We start from the raw sequence: 17452 nt of genomic DNA on the forward strand, positions 1-17452 counted from the left end.
CCCCCGGCCCCTCCCCTGAAGGGGAGGGGAGTTTGAGCGCTTCGCTTGGTCGAGAGGCGTCAAATCCCTCAACCGACCGAACCCTCCAGCGAAATCCCCAGCAGCTTCTGCGCCTCCACTGCGAACTCCATCGGCAGCTGTTGCAGCACCTCGCGGGCGAAGCCGTTGACGATCAGGCCGACCGCCGCCTCCTGATCCAGCCCGCGCTGCATCGCGTAGAACAGCTGATCATCGCTGATCTTGCTGGTCGTCGCTTCATGCTCGATCTGCGCGCTCGGGTTGCGCACCTCTATATAAGGCACGGTATGTGCGCCGCATTTGTCGCCGAGCAGCAGGCTGTCGCACTGGGTGAAGTTGCGCACGCCCTCCGCGCCCGGCGCTACGCGCACCAGCCCGCGATAGGTGTTGTTCGAACGCCCGGCGCTGATCCCCTTGGACACGATGGTCGAGCGGCTGCCCTTGCCATTGTGGATCATCTTCGTGCCGGTATCGGCCTGCTGCAGATTGTTGGTGAGCGCCACCGAGTAGAATTCGCCTACGCTGTTCTCGCCGTTCAGCACGCAGCTGGGATATTTCCAGGTGATGGCGGAGCCGGTCTCGACCTGCGTCCAGCTGACCTTGCTGTTCTTGCCCTGGCACAGCGCCCGCTTGGTGACGAAATTATAGATGCCGCCCTTGCCCTGCTCATCGCCGGGATACCAGTTCTGGACGGTGCTGTACTTGATCTCCGCATCATCCAGCGCGACCAGTTCCACGACCGCCGCGTGCAGCTGGTTCTCGTCGCGCATCGGCGCGGTGCAGCCTTCGAGATAGCTCACATAGCTGCCCTCGTCCGCGACGATCAGCGTGCGTTCGAACTGACCCGTATTCTCCGCATTGATGCGGAAATAGGTGGACAGCTCCATCGGGCAGCGCACGCCCTTGGGGATGTAGACGAAAGTGCCGTCGGAAAAGACAGCGCAATTCAATGTGGCGAAATAATTGTCATGCATCGGCACGACCTTGCCCAGCCACTTCTTCACTAGCTCGGGATATTCGCGCACCGCCTCGCTGATCGAGCGGAAGATGACGCCCGCTTCCTCCAGCTCCTTGCGGAAGGTGGTGGCGACGGAAACGCTGTCGAACACCGCATCCACCGCGACCTTGCGGCTGCTCTTGACGCCTGCCAGCACTTCCTGCTCGGCAATGGGGATGCCGAGCTTCTCATAGGTCGCGCGAATCTCGGGATCGAGTTCGTCGAGCGAGTCCAGCTCCGCCTTCTTCTTCGGCTCGGCGTAATAATAGGCGTCCTGATAGTCGATCGGCGGGATGTTGAGCTTGGCCCAGTCCGGCGCTTCCATCTTCTGCCACATGGCAAAGGCCTTCAGCCGCCAGTCGAGCAGCCATTCCGGCTCCTTCTTCTTGGCGGAAATGAAGCGGACCGTGTCCTCATTCAGCCCCTTGGGCGCGAAGTCCTGCTCGATGGCGGATGACCAGCCATGTTCGTAGGCCGAGGCGCGCTCGGCAGCCTCATGCGCTTCCAGGTTGCGAATAGTGGTCGTCTCTTCGGTCATGCCATTTCTCGTGTCAAACTGGCGATTGTCACCCCGGCCAGTGCCGACCGGATCGCATTGTTCGCGACATTCATGTGCGGGCGTACGCGGCAACCCTGTTCCAGCGTGCAGTCATGCGCGCCCTGTTCGGCGCAAGCAGTCATGGCGATGGGCCCTTCCACCGCCTCCACGACATCCACCAGCGTGATGGCCGCCGCAGGCCGCGCCAGCCGAACCCCGCCGCCGGTCCCGCGACTCGATTCGAGCAGCCCCGCAGCCGACAAGCGGCTCACCAGCTTCTGCGCTGTCGGCAGAGGAATGCCCGTTTCGCTGGCGAGCGTGGTCGCATTCATCTTGGCGCCACCGCAATGGCGGGCGGCGGCCGACATCAGCACCACGGCATAATCTGCGAAACTCGAAAGCCTCATCCTGGCCAAGCGTCCCGGTTGCGAACCATTCTCAAATCGGATCGAATCAATCCGATTGCGCATGTGGTCGCGCGGGCACACGGAATCAAGCCATTTCTATAGCGCCCTCTGCCTCAGCTGAAACGGTTCAGCACGGCCACGTCCCCGCCCAGCGAGCGGCGCAACAGGGTAAGCTGCGCGACTGCCGTCGGCTCGGTCTGCAACTGATGCGGGGTCAAGCCGATGAAATGCTTGATTTCCCGGATGAAATGCGACTGGTCGTAGAAGCGGCCATCCTCGCACAATTCCTGCCAGCTATGCTGGTCGAGCGCGATACGCGCACTGCATCGCAGCGCCCGGTATTTGCGCGCCAGCAGCTTGGGCGGGCAACCATAATAGCGGTTGGTCATCCGGGCGAGCTGGCGCGGAGACAATCCGGTTTGCTCCACCAGCGCTTCGATCCGGGGCGATCCTTCCCCCATCAGCCAGTTGTCCACGGCTTCCAGCAGCCGCCAGCTTGTTTCCGGCAAAGGCCGGACCCATTGCGCCAGCACCGACCAGCAGCAGGCGGCGATCGCTTCGGGATCGTGCATGCCCTTAAGCCGGGTCAGCAGCGCGGCCATGGCGCCGTTCTTCTCCGCGCTCATGTCACGCAGCCGGTCCGCGAGCAGGCTGGCATCGCCTCCGCCCAGGCTGACCCAGCCTGCGGGCAGGAGTGAGATGCCGACGACGCAGGCGGGGCCGTTCAGCTCGAACCGCGTCGCTCCCAAAGTGGGGCCGAGCAGGCAGATTTCCGGAGTCGCGGCCACCGTCCCGTCATGGAAATGATAATCGCCCGCCCCCGCGACCATGAAGCGCAATTGCGGAACATCCGCACGCGTCACGTCAAGATAGCGGTCGGCGCTTTCGGTAAAGATGTAGACGGAGCCGAAATAGGCATGCAGCGGGTCAGGCGGAGCGAAATAGCGGAGTTTGACCGGCCCCTGCGCCGCTTCCACAGTATAGGAAAGCGACGGATCGCCACCCTTTTCCACTCTCTGTGGCATCCCCCCGGATGCGCTGTCGCGATGCGGCCCCATAATCACCCCACAGCTGCACTATGAAGCTTCTTTGCTGCTGCGCAAGAGAGATACTGAGGCAACGAAGGTTTTTTCCGAACCGATTCGAAAAAAATGACCCGGCGCTTTTACACGCCGGGCCAGTAAAAGGTCTCGTTAGCCATATGGCCAAGAGCCTTCGGGTCGCAGCACGGTCATAAATCCGAATCGGATCGGCTTGATTGGATGAATCGGACATTAAGGGCGCGAAAATGCCACCAATATGAATGATTTGGCGGCTAATTTACCCTTCTCAGCCAACTGTTGCGCCATTGTCACAGCGACTCGACGGGGAAGATCGGCGATGGCATAGCGCGCCCATGTCCTACCGCCTCGTTCGCCCGCTCTTTTTCGCGCTTGATGCAGAGCGCGCGCATCATCTGTCTGTCGCGCTGCTGCGCATGATGCCGTTCGCCCCTCCCCCAGCGCCCGACGCTGCCCTGACCCAGACCGTGGCAGGCATCAGCTTCCCCAACCCGGTCGGGCTGGCGGCCGGCTATGACAAGGAAGGGCTGGTCGCGCACAAGATGCATGCGCTGGGCTTCGGCTTTGCGGAACTCGGGACGCTGACCCCCATGCCGCAGCCGGGCAATCCCCAGCCGCGCCTGTTCCGGTTGGTGGAAGATCGCGCCGTCATCAACCGCATGGGCTTCAACAATGGCGGCCTCGCTGCTGCGGCCGAGCGGGTGGCAAAGCGCCGCCGCCCGGCCGGTCAGGGTGCAGCGCCTGTGATCGGCATCAATATCGGCGCGAACAAGGACGCGGCCGATCGCATCGCGGACTATGTGACCGGCGTCACCTGCATGGCGCCGCTCGCCGACTATCTCACGGTCAACATTTCGTCGCCCAACACGCCGGGCCTGCGCGCGTTGCAGGACAGGGCGGCGCTGGACCAGCTGCTGGCGGCGGTAATGGCAGCGCGCGGCGCGGACAGCACCCCCATTTTCCTGAAGGTCGCCCCCGACCTAGAGCCAGCCGATGTCGAGGATATCGCCGCCGCCTGCCTTGACCATCAAGTCGATGCGCTGATCGTGTCCAACACCACCATTTCGCGCCCGCCGCTCCGCTCCGCCCATGCGGGGGAAAGCGGCGGATTGTCGGGCGCGCCTCTCACCAACCTGTCGCTTCAGCGGATCAGGGATTTTCGGCGGATATTGGGCAATCGCCTGCCCCTGATCGGCGTTGGCGGCATCGGCAATGCGGAACAGGCCTATGCCCGGCTTCGCGCGGGGGCGAGCCTGATCCAGCTGTACAGCGCGCTCGTCTATGAAGGGCCCTATCTCGCCAAACGCATCAATGCGGGACTGAAAAAGCTGATGGCGCGGGACGGCTTCACGCATATCAGCGATGTCGTCGGCATCGACAGCTGATCTTGACCTTTGATCTCAGGGGCTTGCGGCGGACCGGCTGGACGATAGTGTGCGGGGGATGACGCCTCGCCTCGCTGGCCTGCTGGCCCCCTTTGCCTTTGCTTTCCTCTACACTGCGCCGGCCGTGGCGCGCGAACCCGCTTCGCTCAATGCGACGGTTTCGGCTGCCGATCCACGCGCTGCGGCGGCGGGGCAGGAAATCCTTCGACAGGGCGGCAGCGCGACGGATGCCGCGATCGCCATGATGCTCGCGCTCAACGTCGTCGAACCGCACAATAGCGGCGTCGGCGGCGGCGGCTTCCTGGTGCATCATGATGGCGAGACGGGAGTGCTCGAATCGATCGACGGGCGCGAAACCGCGCCTGCGGCGGCGCGGCCGGATCGCTTCATCGGGGCGGATGGCCAGCCGCTCGATTTCCGCTCCGCCTGGCCCGGCGGCTATTCGGTGGGCGTGCCGGGGAATGTGCGGCTCGCCTGGGAAGCGCATCGCAAATGGGGCAAGCTCTCCTGGGCAAGCCTGTTTGCGCCCGCAATCCGCCTTGCCGAAGAAGGGTTCGAAGTGCGCCAGCGTCTCGACACCGCGATGAAGGCCGTGGCGCCGATCTGGGTCGATTTCCCGGAAATACAGAAATTCTTCTGGGTGGATGGCGCCCCTGCCCCGATCGGCACGACGCTCAGGAACCCGCCACTTGCCGCCCTCTTCCGGCGCATCGCGACAGAAGGGCCTGACGCCTTCTACAAGGGGGAAACCGCGCGGGCGATCGCCGCCACTGTCACCAGCGCCCCCAAAAATCCCGTGCCGATGACGGAGGCCGACATTGGCGCCTATCAGGTGAAGGCGCGCAAGCCCGTCTGCGGCCCTTATCGCGGCTACAGCATTTGCGGCATGGGGCCGGCCTCTGCGGGCGGCATCACCGTGCTGCAGATATTGGGCATGGTCGAACGCTTTCCGCTCAAGCAATGGGGTAAGGATGATCCGCGTTCCTGGCATGTCATCGGTGAAGCCATGCGCCTGGCTTATGCCGATCGGGACAAGTGGCTCGGCGATCCGGAATATGTGTCCGTGCCGATCGCCGGGCTGATCGATCCCGATTATCTCAGGAAGCGGTCGGCGCTCATTGCGCTTGGCCGGTCGCTCAACGACTATCGCCCCGGCACGCCGCCCGGCGCTGAAGCCCGCACCGCCGCCGCGCCGCAGCCGGAAAGCGGCACCAGCCATTTCGTCGCCATCGACCGCGACGGCGACATCGCCGCCTGGACGTCCACCATCGAAAGCTTCTTTGGCAGCCAGTTGATTGCCAACGGCGTCATCCTCAACAATGAACTGACCGACTTTAGCTTCACACCCGAGAAAAATGGCGCGCCGGTCGCCAACCGGGTGGAACCGGGCAAACGGCCCCTGTCCTCCATGTCCCCCACCATCGTTTATGACGGCAAGGGAACGCCTGTCTTCACGATCGGCGCGGCTGGCGGGCGGACGATCATCATGCAGGTGACAAAGGCGATCATCGCGCATTTCGACTGGGGCCTGTCAGCACAGGACTCGATCGCGCTAGGGCTGGAGTTCTTCGACGCCAAAGGCCTTGTGCTGGAGAAGGGGACGGCGCTGGAGGCAATGAAGGCGCCGCTGGAGGCCTGGGGCCACACGGTCACTATCGCACCGCTTGGCCTCAAGGCGAATGCGGCGGAACGCGGAACTGACGGGCGGTGGCAGGGCGCGGCTGACCCCAGGAGCCCCGGCGTGTCGCTCCAGGAATAGCCTTGTCTCCCGCTCAGTGAACAGCCCGCCCCCCACTCGTCATCCCAGCGACCCGAAGGGCGGCGTTAGCCAACGCTGGGATCTCGTGCGGTTACACGCAACGGCCTGAGATCCCAGCTTGCGCTGGGATGACGGGTTGTGGGACGGAAACATCACCCCTTCAAATCCAGCCCGGCGACGTTGAACTCAAACGGAAAGCTCTTGTCCTTGGGGCCGACCACCAGATTGACCTTCAGCAGCTTGGTCCCCTTGATCGCCTGATCCGCCTTGGCTGCGGGCAGCACCTCTATGCCGTCCTTATTCTCCGTCATCCGCCCGCGCCATTCGTGGCTCTTGCCGTCGTCGGTCACGGCGGTCACGCGGCAGTCGGACAGGTCGCAGCTGAAGGGCGCGCCCACCAGCTTCACCGTCACCTGCGCGCCGCCTTCCGCCATCGGCTGGACCAGCAGCACCGAGAAAGTGTCTTGCGCCGTCATGGTCTGCACGCTGTTGGCGCTGCCGATATAAGCGACCTTGGGCTTGCCCGCCTGCCCGCCTTCATATTTCCATTGCTGACCGATCTGCTCGCGCTGCGTCGGCCCTTCTTTCTCACCGCCAGAGCAGCCCGCCAGCATGCCGATAGCCGCCAGCATCCACAGGCTTCGCATCGCGCATCTCCTCATCATCCGTTTCGATCACGGAAGGAGAACGCCGGGACGTCAGCAGGTTTCCTTATGTCAGCTGTAGCGTTCCGCCGTCTGCCGGATCAGCGCGATCATGTTGGGGATGCCCTGTGTCCGGTTGGAGCTGAGCTGATTCTTGAGGTCGAAGGGCGCCAGATCGCCTTCGATCTCGGCCGCCGCTATTTCCGCTGGCAGCTGGTCCTGCACCGTCAGCAGGACAAGCGCGATGATCCCCTTCGTGATCGCGGCATTGCTGTCGGCGAGGAAATGGAGGCGGCCATCATCGCGCACGGTGGGATAGACCCACACCGCCGCCGAACAGCCCCGCACCAGCGTCGCATCGGTCTTGAGCGCATCGGGCATCGGTTCCAGCGCGCGGCCAAGGTCGATCAGCAGCCGATAGCGGTCATCGGCATCAAGAAATTCATATTCTTCCTGAAGATCGGCAAGGGCGGGCGCTTTGGTCATAGCCCGCATATAGGCAGAAAAGCGGCCCGCGAAAGCCGCTTTTCCTCACGTCATGGATCAACGCCCGCCGCGATCGCCTCCAGCTTGCGGATGCGCTCCTTGAGGTCAGCCATCTCGATCCGCGTGCTTCCCATGGCCGTAACGCCTTCCACGGGACGGCCAAGCTCCGCGCGCTTGAGCGCCAGCCACCCGTCCCATCCGCGCAGCGCCGCCCCCGCGACGATCAGCAGCCCAAGCAGGCTTCCCATTACCATGGTCAGCGTGAAAGCCATGTCCTGCATATGACCCTCCGACGCTCCGTTCAGCGCAGGCTTTCGATCTCGTCCGCAAGCCTTTTGTTGCGGCTGGTGTAGAAAGTCTCGATGTCGGCCAGCCGCCGGTCGATGTCGCGGAACTTCGACCGCACATCGCGCGCCGACCGCGCCGGATTGGTGCGCACGCCCTGCCAGAATTTCTCATCGTCCCGATCGGCATAAAGGCCAAGCGGCTTGTTCTCGCCAAAATAGGCGACGGCGAAATAGGCGATCAGCGACCAGGGGAAGGCCCCCATCAGCGTCACCAATACCGCGCCGACGCGCACCCACGTCACGTCGATGCCGGTATAATCGGCGATGCCCGCGCACACGCCCATCCATTTGCCATTCTGCTTGTCGAGGTAGAATTTGGTGCGGCGCGCAGCCATGTCAGTTCCTCCTGTCGAGGTTCGGGCGATCGAAATCATAGCTATCGTCGGGCGCGGGGCGCGCCGGACGGAAATCGGGATTGTCGGCGGCGACGATCCGCTCGACCGTCTGCAACCGGTCCTCCAGCCGCCGGGCGAGCAGGTGCAGCTCATCGAGCAGCCGCTCATCCTCGTCGGTGATCTTGGGCGCCTGCTTCCACTTGGTCGTATAGTGCAGGATCAGCCAGGGCATGCCGATAAACAGCATGCCGCAGATCATGATCGGCAGAAACACATCCTCCATGCGTCACACTCCCTGTTCGTCTGGCGGGTTCAGGCGGGCCGGTTCATGCTGGCCTTGAGCGCCGCGAGTTCGGCGTCGACCTTGTCGGCGGATTGCAATTCGGCAATCTCCTCCTCCAGCGTCTTGGGCTGCTGGCCAAGGTTGAAGGCATCCGCCCGCCCTTCTGCCAGGTCCGCCCGCCGTTCGAGCATGTCGAAACGGGCAAAGGCCTCGTTCACCTTTTCACCGGCATAGGCTTCGCGCATCCGCAACCGGTTCTGCGCGCTTTCCATGCGGCTGACCAGGCTGTTCTGCCGGTTGCGCGCCTCGCTCAGCTTGGCCTGAAGCTTGGCGATATCCTCTTCGGACGCTTTAAGCGCCTCATCCAGCAGCTCGATTTCCGCCTCAAGCTTTTCCGCCATGTCCGCCGCCTTCTGCTTTTCGACCAGCGCGGCCTTGGCCAGGTCCTCGCGATCCTTGCTCAAGGCCAGTTGCGCCTTTTCGGTCCAGCTGTCCTGCAGGCCCTGAAGCTTGCCGATATGACGGCTCATCTCCTTCTGATCAGCGATGGTTCGGGCGGCAGAAGCGCGCACCTCGACCAGCGTCTCCTCCATTTCCAGAATGATCATGCGGATCATCTTGGCTGGGTCCTCCGCCCGATCGAGCAGGTCGGTGACATTGGCGGCGATGATGTCGCGCGTGCGAGAAAAAATACCCATCGGAACAGCGATCCTTCGTTCAAGCGACTTTGCCCTTCCTTTGCAGGAGCCGTGCCAGATCGATCCCGCCGCCTTTTTCGGGCATTCCAGAATCATCACGGCGAAAATCATTGCCAAATTATGGTAATTTTCACCATATGTTGGTCATGGAGCGCAACACGCAATTCGTTGGCCAGTCCCTCGCCTTCCTCGATGCAGTCGAGCAAGCAGGCCGCGCTGCCGAACTCAACCGCCCCGTGCTGGTCGTCGGCGAACGCGGCACCGGCAAAGAACTGGTTGCCGAGCGGCTCCACCGCCTCTCACCCCGTTGGGGCGAGCCGCTGATCGTGATGAATTGCGCCGCGCTGCCGGAAACATTGATCGAAGCGGAGCTGTTCGGCCATGAACAGGGCGCGTTCACAGGCGCCACCCGATCACGCGCGGGCCGGTTCGAGGAGGCCGATGGCGGCACGCTGTTCCTCGATGAACTGGCGACCCTATCCATGGCGGCGCAGGAACGGCTGCTGCGCGTCATCGAATATGGCGAAGTCACCCGCATCGGCGCGTCGCGGCCGATGACGGTGGATGTCCGGATCATCGCCGCCACCAACGAAGACCTGCCCGGACTGGCGGAGGCAGGCCGCTTCCGCCCCGATCTGCTGGACCGGCTGAGCTTCGAGGTCATCACCCTCCCGCCGCTCCGCGCCCGCGACGGCGACGTGGGCGTGCTCGCCAATCATTTCGGCAGGCGCATGGCGGCTGAACTGGGATGGCCGCAATGGCCCGGCTTCTCCACGGACTGCCTGGGCGCGCTGGAAGCGCATGCATGGCCCGGCAATGTCCGCGAGTTGCGCAATGTCGTGGAGCGCGCCGTATACCGCTGGAACGAGCCAAGTCGCGCCGTCGCGCAGATCGTCTTCGATCCCTTCGCCTCACCCTGGCAGCCGCAACGGCCAGCAAAAGCGGGCAAGGAACCCCAACCCGCCCCCGTGCCCAGCCTCGCCCCCGTCAGCAATCTGCGCGCCGCCGTGGACGCACATGAAGCCGCCATCGTGCAAGCGGCGCTGGAGCGCCACCGCTACAACCAGCGCGCCACTGCCAAGGCGCTTGGCCTAAGCTATGACCAGCTGCGCCACTGCATGCGGAAGCATCGCCTGGGGGCAGACTGAAACCCCCTTGCCACCCTTCCCGCCTCAGCGCGTCGGCACAGGCTCCGCCCCGGAATAGTCGTAAAAGCCCTTGCCGGTCTTCCGCCCCAGCCAGCCCGCCTCGACATATTTGACCAGCAGCGGCGCGGGACGATATTTGGAATCGCCAGTGGTTGACCGCAGCACGTTCAGCACCTCAAGGCAGGTGTCGAGCCCGACAAAGTCCGCCAGCGTCAGCGGCCCCATGGGATGGTTGAGCCCCAGCCGCACGCCCATATCGATGTCGCGAATGTTCGCGACCCCCTCGCCCAGGGCGAAGATCGCTTCATTGATCATCGGCAACAGGATGCGGTTGACCACGAAACCGGGGGAGTCGAACGCCTGCACGACATTCTTGCCGAGGCGGGCGGCAAAGGCCTCCACGATGGCCACCGTTTCATCCGAGGTGGCAAGGCCACGGATCAGTTCGATCAGCGCCATGACCTGGACGGGGTTGAAGAAGTGGATGCCGACGAACAGCGCCGGATCGGGAACCACCTGCGCCAGCCGGGTGATGGGGATGGAGGATGTATTGCTCGCCAGGATCGTGCCGGGCGTGATCACCGCGCCGACATTGGTAAAGATCGTGCGCTTGATCTCTTCCCGCTCGGTCGCCGCCTCGATCACCAGCTGCGCACCGGCGAGGGGGGCAAGATCGCCGCTCGGGCGGATGCGGGCGAAGGCGGCTTCGGACTCTTCCGGGGTCAGCTTGCCCTTCTCCGCGGCCCGGCCGAGCTGCTTGGAAATGCCCTGAAGTCCCTTTTGCGCGCGCGCCAGATCGACGTCGCACAGGATCACGTCATAGCCAGCCTGCGCGCTGACCTGCGCTATCCCCGCGCCCATCTGACCAGCGCCGATGACGCCAACGGTCTGAATGTCGGTCATGCCAAAATGTCCTTGCATAAATCAATTTGCCGCCCACTAGCGCCATGGCAAGCAGGGGGCCAGCGCTTTTGAACATCATCACAACAGGCGCCGTGTTAATCAGGGCTTAGCGTGATCCCTTTGTGGGATGGATTGCCCCGGCTGCCCGGCAGGACGCGCACGCTTCTTTCATTTCCGCCTTTGCCTGCCGCCTGCTTGATGGTTAAAAGGCCGCGCATGTCCGTTACAGCGCCCATGCCCGAGCCGGCGGCCGGAAGGTTCATCGCCGCCGTGCATCATTTTCCCGTGCGCGTCTATTTTGAGGATACGGACCTGTCCGGCGTCGTCTACCACGCCAATTATCTTCGCTACATGGAACGCGCGCGATCCGACATGCTGCGGGTCGCGGGAATCAATCAGCGCGCCGCGCAGGAAGATGGAACCGGCGTTTATGCCGTGACCAGCCTGCACATCGATTACAAGCGCCCGGCCCGGCTCGACGATGATCTGATGGTGGAAAGCCGCGTAACCGCAATCCGCCCTGTCGCCTGCACCATTCATCAAAGAGTCAGGCGCGGCGATGAAATACTGACGGACGGCGAAGTCTCGGTCGCCTTCCTTAACGATCAGGGTCGCCCGACGCGGCAACCAAAGCCCTGGACCGACATTTTCAGCCGTTTGATGAGAGGGGAAGACATCAACTCATGAGCCTTTCGATGCCTGACGTTGGCGCAGCGGTGGGCGCTGCCACCCAAGCCGCGACCATTTCGCCGCTGGCCCTGTTCCTTCAGGCGGACATCGTCGTGAAGCTGGTGATGCTGGGGCTGTTGCTCGCCAGCATCTGGACCTGGGCGATGATCATCGGCTTCAGCTTCACGCTGCGCAAGGCGAGCCGCCAGAGCAGCGCCTTCGAAGCCGACTTCTGGAAAGCGGAGGATATCGACCGTTTCTACGAAGCACGCGGGAAGGCCGATTTTCCTGCTGCCAAGGTGATGGCGGCGGGCGTCACCGAATGGCGCCGGTCGACCGCGCAAAAGGTAATAGACCGCGACGGCACGCGCGACCGGCTGGCGACGTCCATGTCCAGCATGATCGCGGCCGAGGTCGATCGCCTGTCCGACCGGCTCAACATCCTGGCAACGATCGGCTCGGTCGCGCCCTTCGTCGGCCTGTTCGGCACCGTCTGGGGCATCATGCGCGCCTTCACCGCCATCGCAAAGGAACAGAATAGTTCGCTTGCCGTGGTCGCGCCCGGCATCGCCGAAGCGCTGTTCGCCACCGCCATCGGCCTGTTCGCGGCGATCCCGGCCGTCATCGCCTACAATCGCTTCAGCCATGGCATCAACCGCATGGAGTCCAAGCTGACCCGCTTTGCCGACGGCTTTTATTCGACGCTGAGCCGGGAGCTGGAGGCGCAGCGGTGATGGCGCCCCTCACCGCCATCCCACCCCTTTTCGTCATCCCGGCGACCCGAAGGGCGGCGTTAGCCAACGCTGGGATCTCGTGCCTCACGACCGGCCCTATCCAGCCTGAGATGCCAGCTTTCGCTGGCATGACGGGGAAAAAATAATGGCAATGTCCGGCCCCCCATCCCATCGCCGTGGCCGTGGCCGCGCGCCGATGGCGGACATCAACGTCACGCCCTTGGTGGACGTCATGCTGGTGCTGCTCATCATCTTCATGGTGACTGCCCCGCTGCTCGTCACAGGCGTGCCGGTGAACTTGCCCGAAACCCGCGCCAAGGGCCTTGATCAGGACGACAAGCCAGCTGTGGTCTCGATCGATCGCGACGGCGGCCTCTATATTGACGAGACGCAGATCAGCGATGCTGAATTGCCCGACCGTCTGGCGGAGATCGTTTCCGCCAATGCGGGCAAGGCCGAGCCGCCTCAGATATTCCTGCGCGCCGACACCGGGCTCGACTATGGCCGGGTGATGCGCGTGATGGGCGAACTCAACCGCGCCGGTCTGAACAAGGTCGCGCTGGTCAGCACCGGCGGCGACGAAGCCGCTGCCAGCGGCGGTTCTGAATAGGGCCATAGGGACTTAACGGATGGAACGCGCGGAGAAGATCGGCCTTGGCGTCGCGACGGCGGGACATGTCCTGCTGTTCGGCCTGCTGTCCGCCGGATTTCTGGCCACGCCCAATCCGCTCAAGCTGAACTCCCCGCCGATGGACGTCAGCCTGGTGGATGAAGCGGCGCTCCAATCGACCGCGCCGCAAATCTCGACCCAGCCGCCCCCGCCCAGCGTCGCGCCGGAAGAGGGACCGACCGAGGACGCGGCCCCTGCGCCCGTTCCAGAGCCCGCGCCTGTTCCCGAGCCGGAGCCTTCGCCCGCGCCGCCGCCGCCAAAGCCTGCTCCACCCAAGAAGGTGGAGAAGCCTGCTCCCGCCAAGCCCGAACCCGCTCCGGCGAAGAAGGACGTGGCCAAGGCCAAGCCAAAGCCCAAGCCCGCGCCCGAAAAGCCAGCGGCCAAGTCCACGCCAGCCAAGGCGAAGCCCGCCGCCGCCGCTAAACCCGCTCCAGCCAAGTCAGCGCAAAAGCCTGCTGCCAAGGCGAAACCTGATGCCCCGGCCCGCGCATCCGGTCAGGGCAAGGCGGAAAAGCCCAAGGGTTCGCTGCTCGGCAAGGATTTCCTGAAGGGCATCGACACCGAAGCCGACGCGCCGCGCAAGGCCGCGCCGCCGCCCGCCGCCGCGATGGGCCCCGCGCAAAAGGCCGCGCTCGACCGTTTGATCGGGGACCAGATCTACCGGCACCTGAAGCTCCCTTCCGGCGCGGATGTCGAGCAGCTGGTGGCATTCCTGGAGGTGAAGATCGACCGCAACGGCCGGGTGATCGGCAGGCCCGAAGTCATCGACGTGCAGGGCCAGACCGCCAGCAACAAGCCACAGGTCTCCATCTACAAGGAACGCGCCGTGCAGGCGGTTATGCAGGCTTCCCCTTTCCAGGGGCTGCCGGACGAATATTATGAACAATGGAAATGGCTCAAACCGTTGAGAGTCTACGCAAGGAAAGCGCGATGAGAAGCTTTGGAATACCCGCACTGCTCGCCCTTTGCGCAGCCTTTGCCAGCCCTGCGATGGCACAGCTGTCGGTCGATGTGACGGGCGAGATCGACAGCAACCTCAAGATCGTCGTGCCCGCCCTGCCGCCGCAGGCCGAAGTGTCGACGCCCGCTGGCTCATCGTCCGAACTTGGCCGCAAGATCGCCGAAGTGATCGCCACGGACCTCAAGGGATCGGGCCTGTTCGATCCATCCGGCCCGGCCGGCATTCCCGCCATCGGCTTCCCGGAAGTCACCAATCCCGCCTATGACAAATGGGGCGCTTACCAGGCGCTGGTGCAGGGCTTCGTCCGCACCACTGGCGGGGAAGCCGACATCACGGTCGGCTGCTATCTCTATGACGTCGCGTTGAAGCAGGAACTGACCCGCCAGGGCTATGTCGTGGCTCCGCGCGACTGGCGGCGGGCTGCGCATAAATGCGCCGACGCCATCTATGCCCGCCTGTCGGGCGAAAGCCCCTTCTTCGACAGCCGCATAGCCTATATCGCGGAAAGCGGCCCCAAGGGGAACCGCACCAAGCGCCTCGCCATCATGGATAGCGATGGCGCCAACCACCGCTTCATCACCAACGGCCAGTCGATCGCGCTCACCCCGCGCTTCTCGCCCGACTACAAGTCGATCGTCTATGTAAGCTATATCGGCAGCCGGGTGCGCATTTATGTCTATGACATCGGCACCGGTCGTCAGCGGCTCGTCACCGAAAGCAACAATGCGACCTTCGCGCCGCGCTGGTCGCCCGACGGCCGCAACATCCTCTTTTCGATGGCGGTCGCGGGCAATACCGACATCTACCGCGTCTCGGCGCAGGGCGGCCAACCCGTCCGCCTCACCACCGCGCCGGGCATCGACGTCGGCGGCAGCTATTCGCCCGACGGCACCCGCATCGTGTTCGAAAGCGACCGTTCGGGCAGCCAGCAAATCTATGTCATGAACGCCGATGGTTCGGGCCAGCGGCGCATCAGCCATGGCGGCGGCCGCTATGCGACGCCCGAATGGAGCCCGCGCGGCGACCTCATCGCCTTCACCAAGATCAGCGGCGACTTCAAGATCGCCGTCATGACGCCGGACGGCGGCAATGAACGCATCCTCACCAATGGCTGGCAGGATGAGCAGCCGACCTGGTCGCCCAACGGCCGCGTCCTGCAATATTTCCGCACCACCGCCGGGCGCGAAGGCACCAGCCAGGTCTGGCAAGTCGACCTGACCGGCGTCAACGAACGCCGCATCCCCACGCCGCTGAGCGGTTCAGACCCCGCCTGGGGTCCGCTGCTCCCCTGACACGGAACAACATCGTCGCGCAGACGTAACGACCCTATGCTCTTCAAGGAGACCCCTGATGAAACTCAACCGCCCCCTCCTCATCGCCGTCTCGGTCCTGGCGCTCGCCGCCTGTGGCAAGAAAGCACCCAAGGATTTGCCGCCCCCGCCGGCGACTGACAGCAGCGCACAGACCGGGACCGGCACGGGCACCGGCACGGGCGCCCCGGTCAAGGGCAGCCAGGAAGATTTCGTCGCCTCCGTCTCGTCCGACCGCATCTTCTTCGACACCGATCAATATGATGTCGACGCGCAGGACCAGCAGACGCTGCAAAGCCAGGCCGCCTGGCTCCAGCAGAACCCCAATGTCCGCGTCACGATCGAAGGCCATGCCGACGAGCGCGGCACGCGCGACTATAATATCGCGCTGGGTGACCGCCGCGCCAATGCCGCGAAAAACTATCTCGCCTCGCTCGGCATCGACCCCAGCCGCATCAACACCGTGAGCTATGGCAAGGAACGCCCCGCAGCGCTCGGTTCGGACGAATCCGCCTGGGCACAGAACCGCCGCGCGGTGACGGTCACTGTCCAATATTGAGGCCATCGGTCCCTCAACAGCTACGGGAAAGCCCGCCGGTCACAGCATCGGCGGGCTTTTTCATGCCCCCTCAGCTCCAGCCGCCACCCAGCGCCAGAAACACCGCCACCTGATCCTGCACCAGCTGCACCCGCGCCGCAGCAGCCGCCGCTTCCGCGCTCGCCAGGCTCCGCTGCGCGTCGAGCAGCGACAGGAAGTCCCCGCGCCCGAAGCGGAACAGCTTGCCCGCCTGCCCCGCCGACACCGCCGCGCTCGTCCGTGCCCGTTCCAGCGCCGCCGCCCGCTGCGCATCCCGCCGATAGGTTTCCATCGCCGTTTCCGCCTGCCGCAGCGCCTCCAGAACAACCGCGTCGAAGGAGGCGATGCTGCCCTGCACCCGCGCATCGGCCTGCGCGATCCTGGCCCGCACCACTGGACGGTTGGGGAAGCTCCAGCTGAGGATCGGCCCCAGGCTGATCCCCAGCGCGGTGCCGGACCCCAAAGTTTCCAGCGGCCCCGACAGGCCGACCGACCCACCAATCCGCACCTGCGGATAAAGGTCGGCCATCGCGACCCCCAACCGAGCCGTGTCGCCCGCGATCGTCCGCTCCGCCTGCCTGATGTCGGGCCGCCGCCGGATCAGCCCCGCACCATCGCCCACCGGCAAAGCGCCGCCCAGCGCAGGCAGGACAGCGCAGCCTTCCACCTCACGCGGGTAGTGGGCAGGCGCGCGCCCCAGCAATGCTGCCAGCAGATAAAGCCCCACCTGCCGCTGCGCTTCGAAAGCGGGCAGGTTCGCCGCGCTTGCTTCCACCGCCGCCTGCGCGCGGCTGACGTCGAACGCCGTTCCTCGTCCACCCCGGAACAGCCGCCCCGTCGCGTCCAGCGTCTGCCGCTGCAGGCCGACCACCCGCCGGTTGACGGCCAGCGAATAATTGGCCGCGCACACCTGCGCATAGGCCCGCGCCGTCGCCGCAGCGACGCTCACCCGCAAATAGTCGCGCGCCGCCACCACCGCCTCCAGGTCAGCCGTGCTCGCTTCGATCGCCCGCCTGATCCGCCCGTTGAGGTCGAGCGGATAGGACGCGCTCAGCCCCAGGTCATAGCCCACGACGCCCGGCAGGCTTTCGGCCGTTCCCGAAGGCCGCGCCAGCGTCGCGCCGCCGCTCAACGCCGTGCTGACCGACCGCCCGGCTTCCGCCTCGCGCAACACGGCATGGGCTGCATTCACATTCGCTTCGGCCCGGTGAAGGTCGGCATTGGCGATCAGCGCCTGCTCGACCAGACCATCCAGCTGCGGATCATTGTAAAGCCGCCACCAGTGATCGGGCAGATCGGCATTGCTGAACACGGTCCCTTGCGCGGACTGGAAGCTCCCTTGCGCCGCTGGAGCCGTGGCGACGGCATGTTCGGGCGGGCGATAATCGGGGCCAGCGGTCGAACAAGCGGTGAGCGCCAAAGCCGCCCCGAGTGGCCAGACACCCCCTCTCCCCCGTTCGCCCTGAGCTTGTCGACGGGTCTTCCTTCCCGTCAGATAAAAGAAGCGCTTCGACATTCGCAC

The 17452-nt window shown here is 64.5% G+C and carries 20 protein-coding genes; 9 read left to right on the forward strand and 11 right to left on the reverse strand.

The features are described from left to right. Positions 1-68 precede the first annotated feature (68 nt). The 3 genes from sufB to SPHS8_RS09925 form a co-directional block, all read right to left on the reverse strand. Complete coding sequence (gene sufB, locus SPHS8_RS09915) at positions 69-1553, reverse strand: Fe-S cluster assembly protein SufB (RefSeq protein WP_097090652.1); 1485 nt, start codon at positions 1551-1553, stop codon at positions 69-71. Beyond that, positions 1550-1960, reverse strand: coding sequence for an RrF2 family transcriptional regulator (locus SPHS8_RS09920; protein ID WP_201515339.1), 411 nt, complete (start codon positions 1958-1960; stop codon positions 1550-1552). Before SPHS8_RS09920 ends, sufB begins: the two co-directional genes overlap by 4 nt. 113 nt (positions 1961-2073) lie before the next feature. Beyond that, entirely contained in the window at positions 2074-3018 is a 945-nt protein-coding gene (locus tag SPHS8_RS09925; protein ID WP_380800753.1) for a helix-turn-helix domain-containing protein, read from the reverse strand. 338 nt (positions 3019-3356) lie between these two features. Between SPHS8_RS09925 and SPHS8_RS09930 the strand changes: the two genes are divergently transcribed. Both SPHS8_RS09930 and ggt read left to right on the forward strand, forming a co-directional pair. Further along, on the forward strand, positions 3357-4406 hold the full coding sequence (locus tag SPHS8_RS09930; RefSeq protein WP_201515340.1) for a quinone-dependent dihydroorotate dehydrogenase: 1050 nt from the start codon (positions 3357-3359) through the stop codon (positions 4404-4406). Between the two features lie 58 nt (positions 4407-4464). After that, positions 4465-6165 (forward strand): gamma-glutamyltransferase, encoded by a 1701-nt coding sequence (ggt, locus tag SPHS8_RS09935; RefSeq protein ID WP_201515341.1) that lies wholly within the window; start codon positions 4465-4467, stop codon positions 6163-6165. Between the two features lie 152 nt (positions 6166-6317). Here the strand turns inward: ggt and SPHS8_RS09940 are convergent, their stop codons facing one another. The 6 genes from SPHS8_RS09940 to pspA all read right to left on the reverse strand — a co-directional run bounded on the left by SPHS8_RS09940 (position 6318) and on the right by pspA (position 8958). Beyond that, entirely contained in the window at positions 6318-6812 is a 495-nt protein-coding gene (locus SPHS8_RS09940) for a hypothetical protein (protein WP_201515342.1), read from the reverse strand. Between the two features lie 69 nt (positions 6813-6881). After that, complete coding sequence (locus SPHS8_RS09945) at positions 6882-7295, reverse strand: SufE family protein (RefSeq protein ID WP_097090648.1); 414 nt, start codon at positions 7293-7295, stop codon at positions 6882-6884. A gap of 50 nt (positions 7296-7345) precedes the next feature. Then, a complete protein-coding gene (locus SPHS8_RS09950; RefSeq protein ID WP_201515343.1) occupies positions 7346-7576 on the reverse strand; it encodes a hypothetical protein in 231 nt (76 codons plus the stop codon). A gap of 20 nt (positions 7577-7596) precedes the next feature. Continuing rightward, on the reverse strand, positions 7597-7977 hold the full coding sequence (gene pspC / locus SPHS8_RS09955) for an envelope stress response membrane protein PspC (protein WP_097090646.1): 381 nt from the start codon (positions 7975-7977) through the stop codon (positions 7597-7599). Position 7978: 1 nt separating this feature from the next. Continuing rightward, positions 7979-8260, reverse strand: coding sequence for an envelope stress response membrane protein PspB (gene pspB, locus SPHS8_RS09960; RefSeq protein WP_201515344.1), 282 nt, complete (start codon positions 8258-8260; stop codon positions 7979-7981). A gap of 29 nt (positions 8261-8289) precedes the next feature. Continuing rightward, on the reverse strand, positions 8290-8958 hold the full coding sequence (gene pspA, locus SPHS8_RS09965; protein ID WP_201515345.1) for a phage shock protein PspA: 669 nt from the start codon (positions 8956-8958) through the stop codon (positions 8290-8292). Between the two features lie 146 nt (positions 8959-9104). On the opposite strand from pspA, the gene pspF reads away from it, so the two are divergent. Beyond that, positions 9105-10106, forward strand: a complete 1002-nt coding sequence (gene pspF / locus SPHS8_RS09970) for a phage shock protein operon transcriptional activator (protein WP_201515512.1) — start codon at positions 9105-9107, stop codon at positions 10104-10106. Between the two features lie 24 nt (positions 10107-10130). Here the strand turns inward: pspF and SPHS8_RS09975 are convergent, their stop codons facing one another. Then, complete coding sequence (locus SPHS8_RS09975; RefSeq protein WP_201515346.1) at positions 10131-11009, reverse strand: 3-hydroxyacyl-CoA dehydrogenase NAD-binding domain-containing protein; 879 nt, start codon at positions 11007-11009, stop codon at positions 10131-10133. Positions 11010-11225: 216 nt separating this feature from the next. Between SPHS8_RS09975 and ybgC the strand changes: the two genes are divergently transcribed. From ybgC to pal, 6 genes are all read left to right on the forward strand, one after another. Then, positions 11226-11696, forward strand: coding sequence for a tol-pal system-associated acyl-CoA thioesterase (gene ybgC, locus SPHS8_RS09980; protein ID WP_097090642.1), 471 nt, complete (start codon positions 11226-11228; stop codon positions 11694-11696). Continuing rightward, a complete protein-coding gene (gene tolQ, locus SPHS8_RS09985) occupies positions 11693-12412 on the forward strand; it encodes a protein TolQ (protein WP_201515347.1) in 720 nt (239 codons plus the stop codon). The genes ybgC and tolQ overlap by 4 nt, the downstream gene beginning before the upstream one ends. A gap of 145 nt (positions 12413-12557) precedes the next feature. After that, a complete protein-coding gene (tolR, locus tag SPHS8_RS09990) occupies positions 12558-13022 on the forward strand; it encodes a protein TolR (RefSeq protein ID WP_201515348.1) in 465 nt (154 codons plus the stop codon). Between the two features lie 19 nt (positions 13023-13041). Then, entirely contained in the window at positions 13042-14016 is a 975-nt protein-coding gene (locus tag SPHS8_RS09995) for a cell envelope biogenesis protein TolA (protein ID WP_201515349.1), read from the forward strand. After that, positions 14013-15335, forward strand: a complete 1323-nt coding sequence (gene tolB / locus SPHS8_RS10000) for a Tol-Pal system beta propeller repeat protein TolB (RefSeq protein ID WP_201515350.1) — start codon at positions 14013-14015, stop codon at positions 15333-15335. Before SPHS8_RS09995 ends, tolB begins: the two co-directional genes overlap by 4 nt. Before the next feature lie 58 nt (positions 15336-15393). Further along, the gene (pal, locus tag SPHS8_RS10005) at positions 15394-15912 is read left to right on the forward strand and encodes a peptidoglycan-associated lipoprotein Pal (RefSeq protein ID WP_201515351.1); all 519 of its coding nucleotides are present in this window, start codon (positions 15394-15396) and stop codon (positions 15910-15912) included. A 70-nt stretch (positions 15913-15982) separates the two neighbouring features. Here pal and SPHS8_RS10010 read toward each other — a convergent pair whose 3' ends face one another. Further along, positions 15983-17446 (reverse strand): efflux transporter outer membrane subunit, encoded by a 1464-nt coding sequence (locus tag SPHS8_RS10010; protein ID WP_201515513.1) that lies wholly within the window; start codon positions 17444-17446, stop codon positions 15983-15985. Positions 17447-17452: the final 6 nt, after the last annotated feature.

It is taken from the genome of Sphingobium sp. S6 (genome assembly GCF_905120495.1).
Classification (GTDB): domain Bacteria; phylum Pseudomonadota; class Alphaproteobacteria; order Sphingomonadales; family Sphingomonadaceae; genus Sphingobium; species Sphingobium agri.